The organism is Sphingobacterium sp. PCS056 (assembly GCF_023273895.1).
In the GTDB taxonomy this organism is placed as follows: domain Bacteria; phylum Bacteroidota; class Bacteroidia; order Sphingobacteriales; family Sphingobacteriaceae; genus Sphingobacterium.
This window is the reverse complement of record NZ_CP096883.1, coordinates 1,710,320-1,732,840: the sequence shown is the minus strand read 5'-3', so window position 1 is coordinate 1,732,840 and position 22,521 is coordinate 1,710,320. Positions and strand designations below refer to the sequence as shown.

Genomic DNA, 22,521 nt, shown 5'->3' with positions numbered 1-22,521 from the left:
TGATTATCTATAAAAGAATAAAACATGGCTGTTACTTAAAACATGTACCACCCCTGTCGTTGTCTGCGCATTTGAAGTCTGAATCAACACTCTGCTTCCCACCGGAGGAACAATACTTGTGATATTAACATCATCCGCAACCGGCTTGAACAAATACGTAAACATAACCACCTTCGGAATTACAGTTGAATTAGGATTATAGCCCAATGCAGGGTCCCTCGTCTCTTCATAGGAAGCAAAAAAATCTCCCCCTTTTGCATTTTTATATTTCTTACCCTTTTCTGTTAAAACGGTATTTAAAAGGTTTTCCTTAGTAATATAAATATCGATTGAATCTCTAAATTTGTTCAATTCATATTTTATAATTGAATCTACAGTCCACATCTTTTTGGGATCAACTTTCTGCACAGCAGCAGTCCTTGCTTGTACGTAATTGTACACATCATAATCCGTTGGTGCAAAAAATGTGATACCTGGAGCATTGATCTTATCCTTTACTCCTGCTTTATCGATCAGCATAAGCACAGTATCAAATACGCCGTATTGATTACTTTTCATCCAATCGTAGGTGGTCATATTGATTTTTGGATTATGCAATTCTCCCCCGACAAAATAATCGTCTTTTTTACAAGAACTTATCCCTGATACGATTCCTAAAAGAATCAATATATTTAAAGCTATTTTTTTCATAATTTTCATATTAATGATTCATCCAATACGGATTTTGTGTTAACGATTCGTTCTGAGGTAAAAGAGTCCGCATATTCAAAGGCCAGTAATAGCCTTGTTTAGCTAATCTTTCTTCTGTATAGTATGCTGAATAATCGTCAAATTGCGTAAACAGATTCATTCGAATTAAATCAAATTGAATAATTCCTTCTCCAATTAATTCTCTTCTCCTTTCTCTGAAAATTTCTTTAAAAAGCTCATTTCCTGATAATGTTATATTTTGAAGGCCTGCTCTTCTCCTGATGGTGTTCAAATCCTCTAATGCTAGATTCTCTTTTCCATTTTTAAAATACGCTTCTGCACGAAGTAGTAATATATCTGCTAATCGAATCAAAACCAAATTGTTATTTGTCGCATACAACTTAGTATCATTTGGATTATAATGTTCGAGATTACTGTATTTCGTTATCACTCTTTTGGCAGGATTATCGGGAAATGGTGCCGTTATCGAATCATAGCGGACAGACCCATCCTTCATTCCTTCAGATTCTGCTAAAAACTCAGGATCAATTTCCCAAACTGATGCACTTCCTTTACCAGGAACATTCGCACTCGTCAAAAATACATTGAAGAAATCGTTACTCCATTCACCACCAGTTTCATTATACATCATACTGATTTCGAAAATGGATTCTTTGGAATCACCTTGCCAGATTTTTTTATAATCTTTTATATTTTCTAATGCATACCCTCCTTTTAAGGACTCTCCAATGTATTTCACGGCATTGACATAATCATGCTCCCAAGCATATACCTGTGCTAAAAGCGCATTGGCTGAACCCTTTGTAGCAAAGCTCTTTGTCGCTCCTTGTCCCAAATTTGTGGCTGCATAAACCAGATCATCTTTACAGAACGCCAATGTTTCCGATTCAGGACTTCTTGCCATATCCGGAATATTTTGTGGATCCTTGAACGTTTCTTTGACTAATAAGACATCGCCCCAAACACGCTGCATGTAGAAGTAAGTATAGGCTCGCAAAAATTTTGCATTTCCTATATATTGTTTTTTCTCATCTTCTCCGCCCTCGAATAGACTAACATTCATTTCTTCTGTATGCTCAATAATCAAATTGCATTGATTGATGATTTTGTAAAAACGAGTCCAATTCCAGAGACTACCCTCGAGATATGGGGCATAACTAAACTTATAACCTCCACCTTTTGAAAGGTCAGTATAATTCCAATAATCAGCTCCAGTTTTTAATATGCCTGAAGCAATATCACCAAAAATAAAATATGACCTTTCATTACGAATAGCATCACGTAACAACGCGTATGCGCCTAAAGTTGCCTTTTCTACGTTTGCGCCATCAACCCAGAATACCTCATCGTAGGTACTACCTTGAGGAGACAGATTGAGATATTTTCCACAGGAAGATCCCAGCAATAATGCACTAGAAATTCCAATAACTGATAATATATGTTTAAATTTCATATTTCAAGATTTTAAAAATTTACTTCTAGACCGATCGTGTACTTCTTAGGAAGTGGATAAGCACCACCACTGTATTCTCCTTGTGGTGATACCAATTCCGCATCGGGAACAGAAGCTTTCTGAAAAGTATGCACATTATCCAACATCGCATAAAAACGAATTGTACGCGCGCCCAGTTTCATACGATCTACGATCTTCTTAGGAACAGTATATCCCATGGAGAGGGTTTTGATCTTAAAGTATGACCCGTTCTCATTGAACATGGTACTGAAAGGCAAAAATTGATAGAAATATCCACCAAATGGTGCTATCGAAGGAAAATCGGCTACGTAGTTTGGATCTTTTGCTTTCTCCGGTGTCCAGTAGTTCACCCCTTCCAAGTCAGGTAAACGGTTATTCGTAAAGTTTGTTAAACTACCACCGATCGTATTAAATTGATTGCTTTTCAAATTGTTGATGATATCTCGTCCAATAGTGAAGGTATTCAACATACTGAAAGAGAAATTTTTATAAATAAACTCATTGTATAATCCTCCTGTGAATTTTGGATTTGGATTACCGGTAAGAACTAAATCGCCATCCGCTGCTCCTTTATCTTCATCACTCCAAACATCCCAATCTTGATTGACATCATTCCAGATCGGATATCCTGGTTTTACCACATAATTCCCTTTAAAATAAGTAAGTGGTTTACCTGTCACAGGGTTAACAGGGATTTGATCTTGGTTTTCATATACTCCCTGGTATTTCATCTGTGCCCATTGATATATTGGACTTCCTACAGCATACATGAGCTGTTGATTGTACCCCCTTGAGTCAGCATAAAAACTACGGTCACCAAAAGGCAATGACCCAATACGGTTTCTGTTATACGTTAAATTGAAATTTGTATTCCATTGCAATTTGCTTCCTTTAGAAAGATTGTGTGTCGCAATCGTCAAATCTATTCCTTCATTATATACAGTCATCGGAACATTAAATGATAATGATGTATAACCTGTATAATAAGGAAATGGGAAAGCCATGATCGGATCCTTTGTGATTTTCCGGTAGGCATCAAATGTGATGTTCAAGCGGTTATCCAAAGTAAATAAATCAAAACCAATATTGGTTTGCTCAGATTTATTCCAGGTCAGGGTGTTTAATGTCAATGGTTTTGTAAATGATGGATAAGAAAAGGTATTTCCATTATAGGTATTGGAAGATGTAGTCCACATATTAAATGGCGCATAAAAATCCGTAGGCAATACACCAGACAATCCCCAGCTTCCTCTCAGTTTTAACAAATTGATCCATGATATATTTTTCAGAAAATTTTCATCCGAAGCTATCCAAGCTCCAGAAACTGCTGGAAAATAGCCCCATTTGGTATCTTTACCAAAACGTGAAGAAGCATCAGCTCTCCACGAAGCATTGATGATATATTTAGATTTATAATCATAAGAAACCTGCACTAAATAAGATAATAGACCTGCCTCAAGAATATTAGAACTAGCTGTCAAATCTTTTTGAGCCACCCCTTGTATTACTTTGATATCATCTGTAGGCAGATTATATGCTGTAATATTGTCTGTCAATTGCTTATCATATTGGAATGACTGCATTGCTGTTAATATTATATTATGCTTTTCATTGAAGGTTTTATTGTAGTTTAAAACATTCGCTAAATTATAGGTATAGGCATTCCGACCATTAGATGCGGCATAGTTAACACCATTATTCAACTCTTTAGGTTGAAATTGTGTCCGTTTATCCATATTGACCTGAGCAGAAGCTTCAAGCGAGTATTGCAAACCCTTGATAATATCAACATAAGTTTTTGAAAAAATATTGATATTATCAGTTTGATTATCATCTTTTAATTTGTCAAACTGACCATAATAAAAATCATAATCTGATTCACCTAGCCCAACAAAAGAAGATGGCATTGCACCTTGATTAATTGGAACCACTTCATCAATTCCCCTTCCTAAACCGCGTTTTCTATTGATACGAGCAGTTGAAATCATAAAATCAGATTTTATGATTGGAGAAATAGTAAACCCAAAGTTACCACGTAATGAATACCGTTTAAAACCCGTATTGCGTACTACACCATCTTCATTGTAATAACCAGCCGATAAGCGATAATTCACAGATTCATTACCTCCTGAAATACTGGCATCTGCATTATCAATATTTCCTGTAGTATAAAACAAATCTTGCCAATCAGTTGCATTATTATAGCTCGGGTTTAAACTATCGGTCAAAGGCTGATTGAAACTTCTCATTTGAGTCCAATTAGCATATTGAGAGAGAATATCCATTTTTGCACGACGCTCTGCGGAACCTCCCAAGGTACGCTGCAATTGCGGGCGCTCTGTAATTCCTTTGTAATAAGAAACACGAGCCTGTGGCTTACCCAACCTACCTCTTTTTGTTGTGATTACAATAACACCGTTAGCTCCACGAGATCCCCACACAGCCGTACCTGCCGCATCTTTCTGAATCACAATACTTTCGATATCATTGACATTGATACCTGCTACATAGTTAGTCCCTGTAGCACCAGAATTAGCTAAATCGGTTACTGATAATGGCATCCCGTCAATAATGTACAAGGGTGAGCTCATCGTATTAGCTAAATCAACTTCTGCATTTAAGTCTGGAGAAATGGTCGAGTTACCTCTGACAGTAAACGTATTACGTGCGCCTGGTTCACCTGTAAAATTCTGAATATTTACTCCTGCCACGCGGCCTTGTAATAAACTTTCAAAACTTGGAGCAGGGAGATCTTCGATCGTTTTCCCAGAAATAACCTGTACAGCACCGGTTGATTTTTTTGCCGATTGCCTTTGGTATCCTACAACTACGACTTCATCCAAAGCCGAATTATCAGAAACCAATACAATATTGATTCCCTTATCCGTCTGGATTTGTTGTTCTTTGGATTTAAATCCAATTCCACGAATAACGAGGGTAGTAGGTAGTTTTTGTACTTTCAATGAAAATACGCCATCATTGCTGGTGGCTGCCTGATTATTGGTTCCTTTTTCGGATACCGTAATTCCAGGTAATGTTCCTCCTTTTTCATCTCTTATTGTGCCGGCAATATTAGTTACCTGTGCAAACAATAAATTACACGATATAAAAAAGAGGAGAATTAAAGGTAGAATTCTCTTCATAACAATTGATTTGGTTAGTAAAATCAAGTGTAATTTACAGCAATTGAGATGGTAACACAAAATTTACATGGTCGTAATTTTCATTGTAAACAAAAGAATTAACTTTGTTGCATCGCAAACGATTGTTCAATTTTCACGCATACGTTTGCGTAAAATATACAATTTTTTTTCCTATTATCAGGAAAATTTAAGAAAATAATTCAAGATATAATTTGTATTAAATTTGACTTTATAGAGTTTGAAGAAGGTATTTTGCTTTAAAAACAAGATAATTCTCTACATGAAATTTAAACATTAATAATTTATGCAACCAATTATGAAAATTAAAAGAAATTAACAAAAACAAATGTTTTTTAACATTTTAAAATCAACATTAGTTATTCGGAATAATAAAGTAAATAGACTACTATTTCATCTTGAACAACAATTCACAACACGAAGTACGGGAGTACAAAAATGATGAGTGAGTATCTAACCAAAAACCATTTATTAACCACACATACTTGATCTCATATCATGTTGAAGGGTATTCAAATTGATTACATCAAAAACTTCGGTTTCCTCATAGCGAGTTGCCACTGAAAGTAAAATATCTTCACAGTGCGATCTAAAAGTTTCGTGAACAAGTTCTACGCTATTATTTTCGCCAGAAAGATGGGTTAACATCAAGTGCTTTAATCTGGATGTACGATGTGTGTTAAACAAATCTAGAGCGACAGTATTGGAAAGGTGACCCCAACCACTACTAATTCTATTTTTTAAAAAGTAAGAGTAACGACCATTTTTCAGCATCTCTTCGTCAAAATTAGATTCTAATAACAGCACATCAACATGCTTAATCACATGTTCAACATTTTTGCAAGGGCGTCCGATATCGGTTAAAATTCCAATATTATGCGCTCCGTCTGAAACCAAAAAACTGCATGGCTCTTTAGCATCATGGTACTTTGGAATACCATAAATTTTCATGTCACCAATTTCTGTCACCGCATCTGGTGCGATGATATGAACCAAATGTGATGGAAGATGCAAGCGTGTACCTTCATAACTTCCATTTGTGATATATACAGGTATATTATACTTTTTGACAAAGACAGATAAACCACGAATATGATCGCTGTGCTCATGTGTGATGAATACGGCTTTAATTTGTGTAGGCAATATGCCCAAGTTATACATACGCAGATGTATGTGCTTACTGTGTATGCCAGCATCAATTAAAATAGCCGTATCGCCTTTAGCGACATAATAACAATTTCCATTACTGCCAGAGGCAATAGCACAATATTTCATATATATTACTATTTATTCTTTAAAGATCGTGGCTCATATTCACCCTGTATTTCTGCCAACCGAGTAGCTGAATATGGCGCGATAACAATCTGAAAAATTAACATTCGGGTAAACTTAGTGGTATTTGTACAGCCAATCCACCATCTGCTGTTTCTTTATATTTAACATTCATATCTAAAGCCGTTTCCCACATGGTCTTTACGACCGCATCCAAACTTACTTTAGCTTTATCAGGATTGGACTGTAAAGCCAATTGTGCAGCTGTAATGGCTTTGATCGCTCCCATTGTATTACGCTCAATACAAGGAATCTGAACCAATCCACCGATCGGATCGCACGTCAAACCTAAATGATGTTCCATCGCTATTTCTGCTGCCATTAGCACCTGTCTTTGAGACCCTCCAAGACATTCTGTCAATGCACCTGCAGCCATTGCTGATGAGACTCCAATCTCTGCCTGGCAACCACCCATAGCAGCGGAAATCGTAGCTCCTTTTTTAAAGATTGACCCAATCTCTGATGCTGTTAATATAAACTGAATGATTTTATCCTCAGAACCACCATGATGAAAGGTGATATAATATTGTAATACTGCAGGAATAACACCTGAAGCACCATTCGTTGGTGCGGTCACAACTCGACCAAAAGAAGCATTTTCCTCATTAACAGCCAAAGCAAAACAACTTACCCAATCCAAGATATACTGAAAATTTTCTCCACCGGCTTTTATAGCAGCGATCCAACTGTCATAATCATGATAAGTACGATCCTTAAGCAATCGATGATTTAGCTTTGCAGCTCTCCTTTCAACATTTAACCCCCCAGGAAGAGTACCAGAGGTATGACAGCCTCGATATATACACTCATAGATTGTTTTATATATATTTAAAACACCAGCACGCGTTTCTGCTTCTTCACGCCAAGCATGTTCGTTTTCTAAAACGAGTTCAGATATTTTCAATCCAGTCTTCCGGCACCAGTGCAATAAGTCCTGCGCGGTTTCAACTGGAAAAGGCAAATCAACCTCTGTAGAAGTGTTACTTGTTTCATTCTCCTGTACCACAAATCCACCGCCAATCGAATAATAGGTCTCACTAAGTGCTTTACCATCTTTTAAAAAAGCCTGAAAAGTAACTGCATTAGGATGATAGGGTAAACTTTCGCTATAAAGAAAAAGTAAGTCTTCCTGATAGGAGAAAGAGATTAGATGGGTACCTGCCAATCTCAATTCATGTACAGATTTGATATGTTCTACTTTTGGAGTTACTTGATTGACATCAAAAGTAACGGGATCATCTCCACTTAATCCCAAAAGGACTGCAATATCTGTTCCGTGTCCTGTCCCTGTTTTCGCTAAAGAACCATAGAGTAAAATTTTGACAGACTCCACCATATCGAGCACAGCTTTATCATGCAATACTTTCGTAAATTGCTGTGCAGCTCGCCATGGGCCTAAGGTATGCGAACTGGAAGGTCCTATACCAATTTTAAACATATCAAAAACGGAAATTTGTTCTTTGCTCATTCTATAGTTATAAAGCGCTATCAAAATCATGTTTTTAGGACAGTCCAAAAACATTGCAATTTACAGAATATAAAACAACAACAAAGTTCTTACAAAGATTTAATACTTTATCAATAAAGCTTAATTATCTTTGTTAACTTATCATTAAACAAATGAGATTTAAACACGTTCTGCACTTACTTGGAGTATTTTTTCTAATCGCACTAACAGCACAACTTTTATGCGCCCAACCTAGCCCCAAACGAGAAGTTCGTGGTGTTTGGATTGCCACTGTCGGAAATATTGATTGGCCTACACTGGCCACAGGCACCAATGTTGAAAAACAAAAGCAAGAACTTATTCATATTTTGGATGAGCACAAAAAATCAGGTATGAATACCATTCTTTTTCAGATACGACCATCGGCAGATGCTTTTTACGGTCGTGGAAGAGAGGGATGGAGTCGTTATTTAACAGGTAAACAAGGAAAAGCTCCCGATCCATTCTATGATCCTTTGGATTTCATTATCGACGAGTGTCACAAAAGAGGAATGGAATTACATGCATGGATTAATCCTTATCGTGCATCTACAACACTCAATCCCAATCATTTTTCTGAAGATCATATTACCAAAAAGAAACCTGAATGGTTTTTTACTTATGCAGGCAAAAAACTATTCAATCCAGGTATTCCTGAGGTTCGTGAATATATAATTGGTGTCATCATGGACGTGGTCAATAATTATGACATTGATGGAATACACTTTGATGATTATTTCTACCCCTATCCTGATAGTCGTAACACTCCGATACCTGATCGCATCACATTCGGGCAATATGCCAACAATTTTTCGAATATCGATGATTGGAGAAGAAACAATGTAGATATACTCATACGTGATCTAGGAATTGCGATTAAGGCCAAGAAGCCCTACATCAAATATGGCGTTAGTCCATTTGGTATTTGGGACAATAAAGATGCAAATAGAGATGGTTCTAATACCCATGGTCTAAGCGGTTACCGAACTCTTTTTGCCGATGGTGTAAAGTGGATCAAAGAGGGATGGATCGATTATATCAATCCTCAGATTTATTTTCCATTTCAAAACCGCGCTGCAGCCTATGAAATATTAGTAGCATGGTGGCAAAATCATACTTATGGCCGTCATTTTTATATCGGACATGGAGCGTACCGGGTAAATGAAAAAAAACCAGGATGGACCGACCGGAGCCAAATTCCGCGGCAAATTCGTTATCTACGCGAACAGCCAAATGTCCAAGGCAGTATTTTCTTTAGTTCCAAATCATTAACCGATAATCTTGCTGGATTACAAGATTCGCTTCAACGTAATTTGTATCACGCATCTTCTTTACCACCAACTATGCCATGGATCGATAGCATTCCACCGCATGCTCCTTTTGGATTACAACTAAAACCATCAGATAATAAAAGAATGAATAATCTCGTATGGCAAAAACCTGATCGTGCTGCAGATGGTGAGTCAGCTTATGGCTATGTGGTATATCGTTTCAAGGAGGGGGAAAAACTAGACTTAAACAATAGCAGCAAGATCATCCACATTACTTATCATGAAGATGATCTGCAGTATACCGATATTGATATCAATCCAAAAGAGCAGTATTATTATTTTGTGACAGCACTCGACCGTATGAAAAACGAAAGCGAACCTTCCAATATCAGAAGTACGGAAAAATTATCGAAGTATAGTTCTGTTTACACGATGAAGTAAAGTAAAAAAAACAGGAAAATAGTGTGAAACTTATAATTTTAAACGTTGTAGTACACGATCAAATCATTTTAATTAAAAAAAAGGAAAACCAAAATTTATAGCGTTGGTTTTCCTTTTTTTATTTCAATCGACGCTTCTAAAAATTAAGTAGTCATTGGGGCAATCGTTAATTTGACACGCCTGTTTACCGTTATTTCAATAAAGCATTTCGGTATTCATCCGTGATAGCGGGCAATTGAATCTCTTGTCCTTCCTTTTTAAGGGAATCTGCAAAAGCATTTGTACTGGATATGGCCTTCAAATATGCAGAAACAACAGCATCTGAAACTTCAATTTCTTTTCCATCTTTAATATCTGCAACATATTGATTGTCGACTAATTTAACTTTACCAAAAAAACGATAGGCCGCAGCTTTCAATAGACCTAAATCATCTTTAGATAACTCTTCAATACGTGCTCCTACAGGCAGTTGAACATCAATAAAGGTATCGCCCTTTGCCAAACTATCGATTGGCTTTTCCAAAGGAATGGCGGATAAAGCCGCTAGATTAAGAATCGGTACTCCCGCTTCTTGTTTGTTGTGGCAACTGGTCACTAAAACCGTTGCCCATATCAGGTAAAAAAAAATACGCATTTACAATAGTAAAAATAAAAGGGCTTTTTGACGAATCGAAAAGCCCTTTAAATAGTATCCTTACACTGCTATTACTTTAGCAATTCTGCCAATTTAGCTTGTAGTTCTTCTCCACGGAGATTTGAAGCAATAATTTTACCAGTCGGATCAATTAAAAAGTTTTGTGGAATACCACGTACTTCATATAATCCTACTGGTGCTGATTTCCAACCTTGCAAATCTGATACATGTGGCCATTGTCCCAACTGATCGTCAGCGATTGCTTTCATCCAAGCATCCTTTTTACCCGGGTTGTCCAATGAGACACCAAATACAGTAAAGTTTTTGTCTTTAAATTTGTTAAATGCAGCTACTACATTGGGGTTTTCATGACGACATGGTCCACACCAACTCGCCCAAAAATCTAATAACACATACTTACCTCTTAAAGAAGACAATGCGATTTCATTTCCGGCAGTATCTGGCAGTGAAAAATCGGGTGCCATTGAACCGATAGCAACTGCCTTCAATTTCTCAATTCTAGCCGCTAATTCTTTACCCTTTTTACTATTTTTCAGATCAGCAGAAAGTGCTTGATAACTTGGAATAATTAACGAATTGACATTTTCACCATCTAACTTATCAGAAAGTAGATCCAATGTAATAAAGCTTGATTTATTATCCTTAATAAATTGTTCGTCCGCTACTTCTTGTTTCTCATTGATCTCACCTGCTTCTTTCTGTAAACCTGCTATAAAAGTTTGATCATTACGTTGCTCATCCGTAGCTTCAGCATAGCGTTTATTTAAACCCTGAAATGCATCTGTATAAGACTTGGTTGCTGCTTGATATTTTGCAAAATCAGTATTAATAGCATTACCTGAAATAATAGCATTTTTCATTTCGCCATCAGTGTCTACCTTAATGACACCACTTGACAAATAAACTTGTGTGAGATCAGGGTTTTGAATTTCTTTGATGGATGTGCCATCGGCAGAAAGTATTACATAAGCTTTTACTGGTCCAGCAACTGAACCATTAAACTTAAACTGTCCTCCAGTTATAGTCGTAGAATCAATTTTACGTGCATTATTTTCAACATATTGCATAAAAACTTTTGCTTTATCCGAAGCACCTTTTACCTTACCTGTTAAGGTGAAGTTTTCTTGTGCAAAAATTAAAGCTGGGATACAACTTAATCCCAATAATATTCCTTTTTTCATCAGTATATAATTTGTTTTTGATCTATTATGAAGCTATTATGAGCAAAATTCATCCGTGTTTGATCACACTTGCTCATGATGGCTTCGTTATCTTAAAAATTTATTTATCCTTTGCTATTCTCTAATTGTTATCTGTTACCATCTGCCGCTGGCACCGCCTCCGCCAAAGCCGCCACCACCAAAACCGCCGAAGCCACCTCCATCGCCACCGCCGCCGAAGCCGCCGCCGCCAGATCCACCTCGACCTAGACTATTAAGTAAAGTCCACCAAAACAAATCAGAAGTTCCTCTACCATTCATTACTTTACCACCGCCGTTACCGCCATTGCCCCCTTTGCGTGAGATTAGAGCAATAACAATCATGACAACCACAATGATGATCAACATTTTTGAACCACCACCTTTTCCTTCTGGTTGCTTCGGGTCTGCTTTATATTCTCCTTTAGTATATGAAATCAATGCATCTGTCGCACGGTTTACTCCTGTATAATAATCTTGCGCTCGAAAGGCGGGCTTTATTTCATTTTCAATGATTCGATGTGCGATCGCATCGGGGACAGATCCTTCTATACCATATCCAGTTTGAATAGTAACTGCCCGATCTCCAATTGCTGCAAGGAGCATGATACCATTGTTGTACTTTTTATTTCCAACGCCCCATTGTTGAGCAAGTCGTACTGCATAATCACTAATATCATAAGATCCTGTCGAATTCATCAGCACTACGGCAATCTGTATAGAAGTTGAGTCTTCAAAAGCTAGGAGCTTTTGTTCCAGTTGATCCACCTGACTTGCTGTCAATGTTTTTGTATAATCATTAACCAATCGGTTTGGTACAGCCGGAAAATCCTGAGCAAGCAAACTGACCACACTGCACAGCATAGCAATCGTCAGTGCAAAAATATTGATGCTTGAAAATCTAATTTTGGTCAATGACCTATATTCCTTCAGTTTATTCATTTTTATCTATCGCCAAAAACAATATCATTCGGTAATTCATTTATATCATCCTCTTCTCTCGGATAAAATTTTGCCAATTGGCCTCCAGCATGCACAATTCCTTGAATCAATCCTTCTACAAACTGTTCTTTTCGAAATTCTTGTACCATAATTTCTTTTGTACACTCCCAGAAATCGTCCGCTACTTTCTTATGAATACCAGCGTCTCCAATGATCGAAAACTTATGATCTTCATGCGCCAGATAAATTAAAACTCCATTTCTTAAAGCAGTTTTATGCATCGCCAATTTCTCAAAATAATATGTTGCCCGATCAAAAACTTCTCCAGGACAGTGTTTTTCAACCACCACTCGTATCTCACCCGAAGTTTTATTCTCCGCTATACTGATGGCATGCACCACTTTTTCCTGCTGTTCTGATGAAAATGTTCCCATTACTAAAGTCTTATAAAAATAAAAAAAGATGAATGTGTGCACAAGATAAGCCCATCATTCATCTTTTCTAGTAAACTATTGTGGTATATTTAGAAAGATACTGCTGGTGCTTTATCTGCACCTTCTTGTGCTGTAAAGGTTCCTTTCGCTTTGAAGCCAAACATACCTGCCATCAAATTATTAGGAAAGCTTCTTACCGTAGTATTAAACTGCTGTACAGCTTCATTATACGCTCTACGCTCTGTTGAAATTCTGTTTTCAGTGCCCTCTAATTGTGCTTGCAGTTCTAAAAAGTTTTGATTTGCTTTCAAATCAGGATAAGCTTCTACTGTCGCCATCAATTTACTCAAAGAACCAGAAAATTGATCTTGTACCTTTTGATATTGTGCAATCGTTTCTTCATTCAAATTAGTAGGATCTACCGTAATAGAAGTCGCTTTTGCACGAGCTTCAACAACAGCTGTTAATGTACTTTCTTCGTGCTTTGCAGCTCCTTTAACGGTATTGACCAAATTAGGAACTAAATCTGCACGTCTCTGATATGCATTTTCAACCTGAGCCCATTTACCTTTTACATTTTCGTCCTGCGATACCATTGTATTGTACCCACATGAACTGAAAGATAATGCGACCATTAAACCAAAGAATGCGACTAATAATCTTTTCATTTTTTCGTTGAATTAATATATTTCAAATAAATTTTAATGATATGCTTACTACAAAGCTTATACCACTCCCACGAATATAAGAATAATTTTAGGTGCACACCTACTAATCACTAAAAAAATACAGTAGATATCCTTAACTTTGACCTGTTTTTGGGATAAAAACCCAGCAAGAAATTTATGCAGAAAGAAATTGAATTGGCTATCGCTCCAGAACGAATGGAAGACGATACTTACATTTTAAATCAAGGTGCCAAATCCTTGAATATAAAACTTGAACGGATTAAAGGATTTAAAATCCGTAAACGTTCAATAGATGCCCGAAGTCGTCATGTTGTTTTTAGAGCTCGTATTATCTTTTTTATAGACGAGCACCCCATTACCGAAAGTTTTAAGATCAACTATCAATCTGTCCAAGATTCACAACCTGTTTTAATTATTGGTGCTGGGCCAGCGGGTTTATTTGCGGCACTCCAGTGTCTTGAAAAAGGTCTAAAACCGATCGTCATCGAGCGTGGCAAATGTGTACAGGACCGTCGTCGCGATCTTGCCAAGTTAAATCGCGAGGGTATCGTGGATGAAGATTCAAACTACTGTTTTGGCGAAGGAGGTGCTGGAACTTATTCAGACGGCAAATTGTATACACGCTCTGACAAACGTGGTGATGTTGAAAAAGTATTAAAACTATTTGTCTCTCACGGTGCAAATGAAGATATCCTGGTCAATGCACGTCCACATATTGGCACTAATAAATTACCGCATATTATCCAAGCGATTCGTGAGACCATCATTTCTTATGGAGGCGAGGTTATTTTTGAACAGCGTGTGGTCGATATCAATACGGAAAACGGTCACGTTACGGGAGTTACACTTGCCAATGGTACATCATTAACTGCAAGCCATGTCATCGTCGCCACGGGACACTCTGCACGTGATATATTTGAACTCTTCCGTAAAAAAAACTGGTTACTAGAGGCAAAAGCCTTTGCTTTGGGAGTACGCATCGAACATCCACAAGAGATTATCGATCAGGCTCAATACCATTGCGAAATAAGAAGCGAACATCTTCCACCGGCTTATTATAGTCTCGTGGAGCAGGTAAATGGTCGCGGAGTGTTTTCTTTTTGTATGTGTCCTGGTGGAGTTATTGCTCCTTGTGCTACAGCAGACAATGAAATTGTGGTCAATGGCTGGTCACCTTCTAAGCGGAATAATCCACATGCCAATTCAGGTACAGTCATTCAAATCAATCTCGAAGATGTTGAGGGATCTGAAAGTAATCCATTTGCCATATTAGATTTTCAACGTGAAATAGAAAGACGCGCTTTTGAAGCTGGTGGAGGCAAAATGGTCGCACCTGCCCAACGTATGATTGATTTCGTAGAAGGACGTATCTCCAAAGATCTCCCTGAAAACTCTTACAAACCGGGTACAATTTCTGCTGATTTAACTCAAGTATTGCCACAGTTTGTATATGAGGCGCTACGTGGTGCGCTACCTATTTTTGGGAAAAAGATGAAAGGATATTATACGAATGAAGCGATCCTAGTTGCCGTAGAATCTCGGACATCATCTCCTATTCGCATTCCGCGTGACAAAACGACATTACAACATCCTGAAATTAAAGGACTTTATCCATGTGCCGAAGGCGCTGGATTTGCTGGCGGTATTATTTCTGCAGCTATTGATGGTATGAACTGTGCCAATGCGATCAATTAAATTGATAAATTTTTAAATTGGTCTTGCAAAAATTCAAATAAAGCCGTATTTTTGTAAGACAAACGCGAAAGTAGCTCAGTTGGTAGAGCACAACCTTGCCAAGGTTGGGGTCGCGAGTTCGAATCTCGTCTTTCGCTCAAAATAAAAGCTTCCAAAATTTGGAAGCTTTTATTTTTTTCAGGAGATTTTAAACTATTTCTTTCCTAAGCGCATTACTGCTGGTGTAAAAAAGGATAATATGCCTACCACCATCATCAGTATTCCTGCGATCACAAAAGCATGAGCAACTCCAATAACATCTGCAATAAAACCGGTAAAAAGTAGTCCAACGACACTTGGTAAAATAGCAAGACTAAAATAAAGGGAAAACACACGTCCCAACATTTGCGGAGCTACTTCTTCTTGTATAGTGGTCATAAATGAGGCAGAGAACAGCGACATCGCCATTCCTCCAATCGCAGTCACTACGACAAATGGGATAAACCAGGTAGCAGGAAACCAGCCTGAAAATGCAAATGTCAATCCCAGCACGATATGCATGGTATTAATCATGATCACTTTCGAGAACTGAACTTTAAATGCACTCAACAAGCCACCTCCGACTAACATACCAACTCCCCAGATAATCTCAATTACGCTCATCTCCCATTTACCACCGTTGAAATGACCAATGGTCAGCAAAGGAAACATGATGGCTATAGGCATTACACAAAAAGTGGCGATCATGGCATACAAAAACAGTAGGCTCAATCCACGATTATGATAGATGGCTTTCATACCTTGTTTCAAATCATCCCAAACCTGTGCAATCGACAAGGTGGACTCTACCGCTAGATGTGGTATGGTCACGAAGAGTAAGGATATAATGGCTACAGCAGCACCAATAACATCAAGATAAAGCACTTGTGAAATTGAAAAATAAGTAATAGCCAATGTACCTAGTGCAGGTCCTGCGATACTGCTCACCGATTGAAGCATCTGATTGATCCCTGATACACGCAAGAGCTTATCCTCGGGTACCATCAATGGTGCTATAGCTTGCATCGCAGGAGCATGAAAAGCAGATCCAATAGAGCGACATGCTAATAACAGATAGATCAAAGATAAACCGACAGTTGATCCCTGAAGAACAAATGTCATGAGCAAAGTACAAAGCGCAATAAAAGCATCTGCAAAAATCATCACCTTTTTGCGGTCCCAACGATCGATAAAAACACCAACAAATGGGCCGATCAATGCTTGAGGCAATAAGCCAGCTATTCCGGCCAAGGCCAATACTTCTGCAGATTTGTGGGTTAAACTTAACCACACAATTACAGCAAAGTTAACCGCAGAACTGGTCAATAACGATACAAACTGTCCAATCCAAATATAAAGATAGGTCTGAAACCAATTTTTCTTTTCCATAAAATAATTCAGTAAAATACAACTGTCAGTGATAGTACAATATCACTGACCTCATGAAACAAAAAACCTAATGAACGAAATTGTCCTCAGATTAGAAATAAAATGTTGTATATAAAGCGACTTTCATAATGGCACAAAAATAGAAAAAATTTAGCGATCCAACCACATTTGAAAATCGGATGATTTATCTTCACTGACTATGACTTCAACTCCTACCGGCAGAGCTGGTTGCAGTTGCAGGCGAATACGGTTTCGTCCTACTTTTAACATATCCGAAATGGAATCAATATGTATGATAAATTTGCGATTGATCTGAAAAAAGAACTCTGGATCTAGCCTTGATCCAAGTCCTGTAATAGTATCTTCCACAATAAACTGATCGCCATCTTTGGTATATCCATAAAGCAGTTTATCTTCAGCCATAAAGTAAGCAATATCAACTGTTGGGATAGATTTTAGCCTTATTCCATAGCGTACCAAAAAACGACTTTTGTACTTTACCTCATCGGTTTCTTGAGCAAAAAAGGGTGTAATTTTATTCAGAGCTTCTTGTAACTCGTCTTCATCATAAGGTTTCAATAGATAGGCATAGCCTTGATGTTGAAATGCTTTTAATGCATAATCTTCAAAAGCGGTTGTAAAGATAACAGGTACGTTGATTTTTACTTGATCAAAGATCTCAAAGCTGAGTCCATCACCAAGCTGAACATCCATAAAAATGAGATCGACCTCATTTTTAAGCAACCAATCAGCAGCTTCGCGCACTGTCGTTTTAACCGTAGATTCAAACTTTGAGGAAATCAATTGGCTCAATTTCTCCAATAAACTTTCCGAAGCCCAATTTTCATCCTCTACGATTAATATCTTTTTAAACATGTGCTGAATTTATAAAAAAATCCCCATTCTTTTCAGAATGAGGATTGAATTTTATAAAAATGCGTTAATTTTATAAATCTGGATTATTCGAAATTGATTCTTTTGGATAACGAATCACATAACGGGGGTCATTTTTTTGCAACTGATAAACTTGATCCAAATAATGGTGTTCAATCGCGGGTCTAGTACTCCGTTTTAAATCATACCAGCGTAAACCTTCTAAAGTCAATTCACGTCCTCTTTCGGCAATAATCTCTGCCTTTAAAGCGTCATTGGATAAAGTTGCCAATCTCTGTATTGCTTCTGAGTATGTCTCTGGGATTAATCTATTTTTCAATAAAGTAGATAACGAAGCTATTGCCTGATCCTTTTTACCCAACTGCGCTTCGCTTTCGGCTTTAATCAAATACAATTCTGCATTTCTAAACGTAGAATTATATCGTGTATCTGTTCCTTTTGCAGAAACATAATCATGACCTGATTTTTGGAAGAAACGAGTTAAACGCAAGTCCCCTTTTGAATAACTTGCCATAAACTGAGGATTAATAAAAGTTGAACGACTCACTTTCGAGTCTCCTACTCTTTCCCAAGCCTGGATCATTTCTTTTGATTCGAAATCTGTCGGAATTTTTGAAGTCGGCAGATTCAAATTTTCCAGATCAGCATTTATTGACAAAGCTTTATTTGCGGCTTCCACTGCTAAGGACCATTCTCCTCTATACAAACGTACACGAGCTTCAAAAGCATAATATGCTCTTTTGGAAAATCTATATTTTACATTGTTTGCATTATCGCTTACATGCAACAAAGCTTCAGCCTCTTTCATATCCGCTAATACCTGTGCATATACCTCTTCTACCGAAGCTGGTTTAAACAATTGTTCCAAATCAACACGTAAAGAAATAGGTATGCCACGATCTGTTGCTGCACTAGCCGGATTAAAGTTTTCCGAATAGGTATTTAACAATTCGAAATGCGAATAAGCACGAATTAAATAGGCTTCCGCACGAATTTGTTGCATCTCATCAGAGTCTCCAGCCACATTCTTTCCTTCAGCAATCACATAGTTTGCATAAAAAATTGACTTATAGATGGTCTCCCAAGCCATAGGAAAGGTTTTCACATCTGGATTCTGATCATTCCAAAGATATAAATCTTTTATTTCTCCAATATCTACTGAATATTCATCCAAAATTAATTCATCTGTACGCAAATTCAGTCGCGATTTATGCGCTGGATAACTGATATATGCCGAAACCATTAAGGCTCTAAAATCTGATTCTGTTTTAGGAATAACCGTTCCTACGGGTTGTATATCTAAATACTTATTACAAGAAGAGGTCAATAAAACTGCTGCAAGTAATCCGATAAATAATAAATTCTTTTTCATATTTAGCTTAATTAAAATGATGCATTTAAACCAAAGGAAATAGACTTAGAGATGGGTTGCGCGTAGCTATTTCCATAAGTCTCTGGATCGAAGTAACCTTTATAACTTGATCCAAATACCAATAAGTTACGTCCTTCGACATTAAAGCGAATGTTTGATGCCTGTACTTTACTAGCAATAGATTTAGGCAAGGTATACCCTAAACGAATACTATTGATGCGCACATAACTCATCTTTTTTGACCAGATATCTAAGTTCTTATACGATCCGACTGGATCATTGTCCATCATCCAGCTATAAGCCATCCAACGATCATTTAATTCTGAATTTGAAGAGCCAATTTTTGGAATACCAGCTGCCCCACCCTGTACCGCTGTTAAAACATCTGTAGTATAATTAAACCCACGATCCACCATAGATGGATTATAAGTTGGTGTACGACGCATCCATTTATCCACATTAAATACTGCAGAAACTGCTAAATCAAAGGCTCCTAAACGAAATCTATTGGTCATACCTCCAATAAATTTAGGATCCAATGAACCTTGGTATTTAAATTTCTCCTGATATGTCTTTTCTGTTAGGCTTGTTGACACATTATAGCCCGGTAGAAAATCTGCCCATCCATCATATAAACCATAAAAGTCTTCATAAGAAACAACCTCTCTCTTATCATTATAGAACTGAGGTAGACCGTCTTTGTCTAAGCCAGCGGTTTCTAATACATATAAAGAATTAATTGGGTCTCCTTCACGTACATCTACTGAATAAGCCTTCGGGTTACTGATAACACGAGTCAATTTACTACGGTTATGTGCAATATTAAAATCGGTAGACCAAGTAAAATGTTCTCGTACAATATTACGGCTACTGATCATGAATTCAATACCATCATTATTTACTGAAGCCCAGTTACGTTGTACATTCTCGAAACCATTTTCCAAAGGTAAACTACTTGTACCAATTAGATCTGTAGATTTGCGGTTGTAATAATCTACTGTAAACTGTAGTCTATTTTTTAAGACCGCTAAATCTACGCCTAGGTTCCATGATTTTGTTTTCTCCCAACGCAATTTATCGTTTGCCGGTGTAGTAACCACAATCGTTTCTTCTGTATTCCCTGGTAATACTGTTCCTGTACTGTAATTACCAATGATGAAAGGATAGGTATTCCGATCAATATTTCCTTGAATACCGTAAGAACCTCTAACTTTTAAATTCGAAATCCAAGTTTGCTCTTTGATAAAATCTTCCTCACTGGCATTCCATGAACCAGAGATTGACCAAATCGGTAAAAATCTATATTTGGGATCTACACCGAACATATTTGAACCATCGTAACGAATACTTCCGTACACATTATATTTTTGATTATAGGTATAGGAAGCATTCGCATAGAAAGATGCGTAAGATGTCTCCCCAATTACTTTGGCATATTGGCGATATAATGGATTATCTATATTCGTTGCATTTGGAAAAAGAATACTTTGAGTCGTCAAGGTTTTTGGGTTATAACCAAAGCCTTTAGTAGCAATTCCAACAGATTTTGATCGACGTAATTCTGTACCACCCATAAATTCAAAATCGTGTTTATCATTTAAGGTTAGGTTATATTGTGCAAAGGATTTCCAGTTATATTGAAAGATGCTCCGATTATCATTTTGAATGGTTCCGCCATCAGGCAAGAAGTACTTATTCTTTTTCGCGACAGAGTCATAGTAACGTGTACCCTCTCTTAATTTTCTCGTATTGTAAGACTCCTTGTCCGCAAATCTCTCTGAACGGTTCTCATCAAACTGCAGACCAAATTCAGTACGTAACAATAAGGAAGGCAATACTTGATAAGATAAGTTAGCAATTGCTTTTAAAGCTTTATTATCTAAGTTATAGCTTGTATTTTGACGTTCCTCAATAGAATTAAACGGGATATATGCATTTTCATATCCATCAATATCGGGGTCATAAACAAATTTACCCTGTGCATCTCTTTTGGAGAGATATGGGTTAACCGAACGGATATAATTTACAGGATTCGTAAACGCATCAGCGTCTTGAATAAAGTTATTTCTTCCAGTTGTTGAACCTAATAAATTAATTCCGGCCTTTAACTTATTACTAATGGTAAAGTTATTATTTAATGTCAATGAGTAACGGCGCATCCCTACTCCCCTTGTTGCAGCTTGTTCATCATAAAAACCACCAGATAGGTAGAAATCATGATTATCAGACCCTCCAGAGATGGATGCTGAATATTGTTGGTTTAGTGCTGCACGGAACAATTCATCCCCCCAGTTTTGATTTTGATTCCTTAAGTTTTGAATAGCAGCTTGCGTATTATTAGATAAAGCCGATAAGCCACTCTGACGGAAGAGATCCAACTCATTTGACTGATTCAATAAACGTGCAATAGCACCTTTACCGGCTCTGTAATCTAAATCATTACGTTGAGCCATAGCCAACTCGAAATCAACTTTCTGCGACGAATTCATTAAGTTCAAGCGATCAAAATCTGGTTTTTGAGTTACAAAACTATTGGCAGAAACTGCAACTTGGGTAGGACCACGCTTACCTTTTTTTGTTGTAATGACGATGACACCATTGGCTGCTCTAGCACCATAGATGGATGTTGCCGCTGCATCTTTTAATACCGTGATATCGGCAATATCATCAGGATTGATACCCGCGATAGGTAAATTTTGTAAACTATTTAAGTTATCCTTATCAAAGGAGTTTGGCAGAGCTGTTCCTTCAATGGGCAAACCATCGATTACCCAAAGTGGATCCTGCGTACCATTGATAGATACAGTACCGCGAATACGGATCTGCGGAGCTGAATTTGGTCCTCCAGTTAAGTTGGTCAATTGTAACCCAGCTACCTGACCTTCTAATAATTGATCAATACTCGACACACCAGTTTGCTTGATATCATCGACTTTAAGTTTAGTATAAGCAGTAGTATTTTTTTTCTTTGCAATTGGATTATATCCAGTCACGATAACCTCTTGTAAGGCATTTTCAAGAGACTCCAAATAAATCGTATTAAATACTTTGGCAACCTGGATTTGTCTATTCTGATAACCCACAAAAGAAACTGTAAAATACTTTACATCTGTAGGAACATTTAACGTAAAGTTACCTGTTTGATCTGTTACCGCACCCAAAGCCGATTGTTGTATTTGGCCAGATACCCCAGTAGATTCCCCTACTGCTGTACTTTCAATAAATACAGTTGCTCCTGAAATTGGAGCTTGCGTCTTGCTATCCAACACCTTTCCTTTTAAGGTGACTGTCTCTTGGGCAAAAGTCAGTAGATGGAAACAAGAAAACGCAATAAAGAGTAAGAATTTGTTCATTTGTT

At 37.4% G+C, this 22,521-nt stretch carries 16 protein-coding genes and 1 tRNA gene; 3 read left to right on the top strand and 14 right to left on the bottom strand.

What is annotated here, in order from left to right; translation table 11 throughout:
* Positions 1 to 3: 3 nt before the first annotated feature.
* From MUB18_RS07220 to MUB18_RS07200, 5 genes are all read right to left on the bottom strand, one after another.
* Complete coding sequence (locus tag MUB18_RS07220; protein ID WP_248755479.1) at positions 4 to 690, bottom strand: hypothetical protein; 687 nt, start codon at positions 688 to 690, stop codon at positions 4 to 6.
* Positions 691 to 700: 10 nt separating this feature from the next.
* On the bottom strand, positions 701 to 2,164 hold the full coding sequence (locus MUB18_RS07215) for a RagB/SusD family nutrient uptake outer membrane protein (protein ID WP_248755478.1): 1,464 nt from the start codon (positions 2,162 to 2,164) through the stop codon (positions 701 to 703).
* Between the two features lie 11 nt (positions 2,165 to 2,175).
* Positions 2,176 to 5,328 (bottom strand): SusC/RagA family TonB-linked outer membrane protein, encoded by a 3,153-nt coding sequence (locus MUB18_RS07210; protein WP_248755477.1) that lies wholly within the window; start codon positions 5,326 to 5,328, stop codon positions 2,176 to 2,178.
* A gap of 489 nt (positions 5,329 to 5,817) precedes the next feature.
* On the bottom strand, positions 5,818 to 6,621 hold the full coding sequence (locus tag MUB18_RS07205; protein WP_248755476.1) for an MBL fold metallo-hydrolase: 804 nt from the start codon (positions 6,619 to 6,621) through the stop codon (positions 5,818 to 5,820).
* 97 nt (positions 6,622 to 6,718) lie between these two features.
* Positions 6,719 to 8,146, bottom strand: coding sequence for an L-serine ammonia-lyase (locus MUB18_RS07200; protein ID WP_248755475.1), 1,428 nt, complete (start codon positions 8,144 to 8,146; stop codon positions 6,719 to 6,721).
* Positions 8,147 to 8,298: 152 nt separating this feature from the next.
* Between MUB18_RS07200 and MUB18_RS07195 the strand changes: the two genes are divergently transcribed.
* Positions 8,299 to 9,876 (top strand): glycoside hydrolase family 10 protein, encoded by a 1,578-nt coding sequence (locus MUB18_RS07195; RefSeq protein ID WP_248755474.1) that lies wholly within the window; start codon positions 8,299 to 8,301, stop codon positions 9,874 to 9,876.
* A gap of 190 nt (positions 9,877 to 10,066) precedes the next feature.
* On the opposite strand, the gene MUB18_RS07190 is transcribed toward MUB18_RS07195, so the two are convergent.
* The 5 genes from MUB18_RS07190 to MUB18_RS07170 form a co-directional block, all read right to left on the bottom strand.
* A complete protein-coding gene (locus tag MUB18_RS07190; RefSeq protein WP_248755473.1) occupies positions 10,067 to 10,510 on the bottom strand; it encodes a hypothetical protein in 444 nt (147 codons plus the stop codon).
* 71 nt (positions 10,511 to 10,581) lie between these two features.
* Complete coding sequence (locus MUB18_RS07185; RefSeq protein ID WP_045756233.1) at positions 10,582 to 11,712, bottom strand: TlpA disulfide reductase family protein; 1,131 nt, start codon at positions 11,710 to 11,712, stop codon at positions 10,582 to 10,584.
* A gap of 135 nt (positions 11,713 to 11,847) precedes the next feature.
* Complete coding sequence (locus tag MUB18_RS07180) at positions 11,848 to 12,594, bottom strand: TPM domain-containing protein (RefSeq protein WP_084405451.1); 747 nt, start codon at positions 12,592 to 12,594, stop codon at positions 11,848 to 11,850.
* Between the two features lie 80 nt (positions 12,595 to 12,674).
* Positions 12,675 to 13,106, bottom strand: coding sequence for a TPM domain-containing protein (locus MUB18_RS07175; RefSeq protein ID WP_248755472.1), 432 nt, complete (start codon positions 13,104 to 13,106; stop codon positions 12,675 to 12,677).
* A gap of 89 nt (positions 13,107 to 13,195) precedes the next feature.
* Positions 13,196 to 13,774, bottom strand: a complete 579-nt coding sequence (locus MUB18_RS07170) for a LemA family protein (RefSeq protein ID WP_021188860.1) — start codon at positions 13,772 to 13,774, stop codon at positions 13,196 to 13,198.
* Between the two features lie 177 nt (positions 13,775 to 13,951).
* On the opposite strand from MUB18_RS07170, the gene MUB18_RS07165 reads away from it, so the two are divergent.
* Positions 13,952 to 15,490 (top strand): NAD(P)/FAD-dependent oxidoreductase, encoded by a 1,539-nt coding sequence (locus tag MUB18_RS07165; RefSeq protein WP_248755471.1) that lies wholly within the window; start codon positions 13,952 to 13,954, stop codon positions 15,488 to 15,490.
* A 64-nt stretch (positions 15,491 to 15,554) separates the two neighbouring features.
* Positions 15,555 to 15,627 (top strand) — tRNA-Gly (locus tag MUB18_RS07160).
* A 55-nt stretch (positions 15,628 to 15,682) separates the two neighbouring features.
* Here the strand turns inward: MUB18_RS07160 and MUB18_RS07155 are convergent.
* The 4 genes from MUB18_RS07155 to MUB18_RS07140 all read right to left on the bottom strand — a co-directional run bounded on the left by MUB18_RS07155 (position 15,683) and on the right by MUB18_RS07140 (position 22,516).
* Complete coding sequence (locus MUB18_RS07155; protein ID WP_045753415.1) at positions 15,683 to 16,897, bottom strand: MFS transporter; 1,215 nt, start codon at positions 16,895 to 16,897, stop codon at positions 15,683 to 15,685.
* 150 nt (positions 16,898 to 17,047) lie between these two features.
* Positions 17,048 to 17,773 carry a LytR/AlgR family response regulator transcription factor gene (locus MUB18_RS07150; RefSeq protein ID WP_094773157.1) on the bottom strand — a complete coding sequence of 242 codons (726 nt, stop codon included), beginning with the start codon at positions 17,771 to 17,773 and terminating at the stop codon, positions 17,048 to 17,050.
* 70 nt (positions 17,774 to 17,843) lie between these two features.
* Positions 17,844 to 19,163: a RagB/SusD family nutrient uptake outer membrane protein gene (locus tag MUB18_RS07145; RefSeq protein ID WP_248755470.1), complete on the bottom strand. Its 1,320-nt coding sequence runs from the start codon at positions 19,161 to 19,163 to the stop codon at positions 17,844 to 17,846.
* Between the two features lie 11 nt (positions 19,164 to 19,174).
* Positions 19,175 to 22,516, bottom strand: coding sequence for a SusC/RagA family TonB-linked outer membrane protein (locus tag MUB18_RS07140; protein ID WP_248755469.1), 3,342 nt, complete (start codon positions 22,514 to 22,516; stop codon positions 19,175 to 19,177).
* Between the last annotated feature and the right edge of the window lie 5 nt (positions 22,517 to 22,521).

Excerpts from the sequence above, each read along its gene's own strand:
- MUB18_RS07155 (WP_045753415.1), bottom strand. The coding sequence starts at position 16,897 with ATGGAAAAGAAAAATTGGTTTCAGACCTATCTTTATATTTGGATTGGA.
- MUB18_RS07145 (WP_248755470.1), bottom strand. The coding sequence starts at position 19,163 with ATGAAAAAGAATTTATTATTTATCGGATTACTTGCAGCAGTTTTATTG.
- MUB18_RS07140 (WP_248755469.1), bottom strand. The coding sequence starts at position 22,516 with ATGAACAAATTCTTACTCTTTATTGCGTTTTCTTGTTTCCATCTACTG.
- MUB18_RS07205 (WP_248755476.1), bottom strand. The coding sequence starts at position 6,621 with ATGAAATATTGTGCTATTGCCTCTGGCAGTAATGGAAATTGTTATTAT.
- MUB18_RS07180 (WP_084405451.1), bottom strand. The coding sequence starts at position 12,594 with ATGCTGTGCAGTGTGGTCAGTTTGCTTGCTCAGGATTTTCCGGCTGTA.
- MUB18_RS07210 (WP_248755477.1), bottom strand. The coding sequence starts at position 5,328 with ATGAAGAGAATTCTACCTTTAATTCTCCTCTTTTTTATATCGTGTAAT.
- MUB18_RS07215 (WP_248755478.1), bottom strand. The coding sequence starts at position 2,164 with ATGAAATTTAAACATATATTATCAGTTATTGGAATTTCTAGTGCATTA.
- MUB18_RS07200 (WP_248755475.1), bottom strand. The coding sequence starts at position 8,146 with ATGAGCAAAGAACAAATTTCCGTTTTTGATATGTTTAAAATTGGTATA.
- MUB18_RS07175 (WP_248755472.1), bottom strand. The coding sequence starts at position 13,106 with ATGGGAACATTTTCATCAGAACAGCAGGAAAAAGTGGTGCATGCCATC.
- MUB18_RS07220 (WP_248755479.1), bottom strand. The coding sequence starts at position 690 with ATGAAAAAAATAGCTTTAAATATATTGATTCTTTTAGGAATCGTATCA.
- MUB18_RS07150 (WP_094773157.1), bottom strand. The coding sequence starts at position 17,773 with ATGTTTAAAAAGATATTAATCGTAGAGGATGAAAATTGGGCTTCGGAA.
- MUB18_RS07185 (WP_045756233.1), bottom strand. The coding sequence starts at position 11,712 with ATGAAAAAAGGAATATTATTGGGATTAAGTTGTATCCCAGCTTTAATT.
- MUB18_RS07165 (WP_248755471.1), top strand. The coding sequence starts at position 13,952 with ATGCAGAAAGAAATTGAATTGGCTATCGCTCCAGAACGAATGGAAGAC.
- MUB18_RS07195 (WP_248755474.1), top strand. The coding sequence starts at position 8,299 with ATGAGATTTAAACACGTTCTGCACTTACTTGGAGTATTTTTTCTAATC.
- MUB18_RS07170 (WP_021188860.1), bottom strand. The coding sequence starts at position 13,774 with ATGAAAAGATTATTAGTCGCATTCTTTGGTTTAATGGTCGCATTATCT.
- MUB18_RS07190 (WP_248755473.1), bottom strand. The coding sequence starts at position 10,510 with ATGCGTATTTTTTTTTACCTGATATGGGCAACGGTTTTAGTGACCAGT.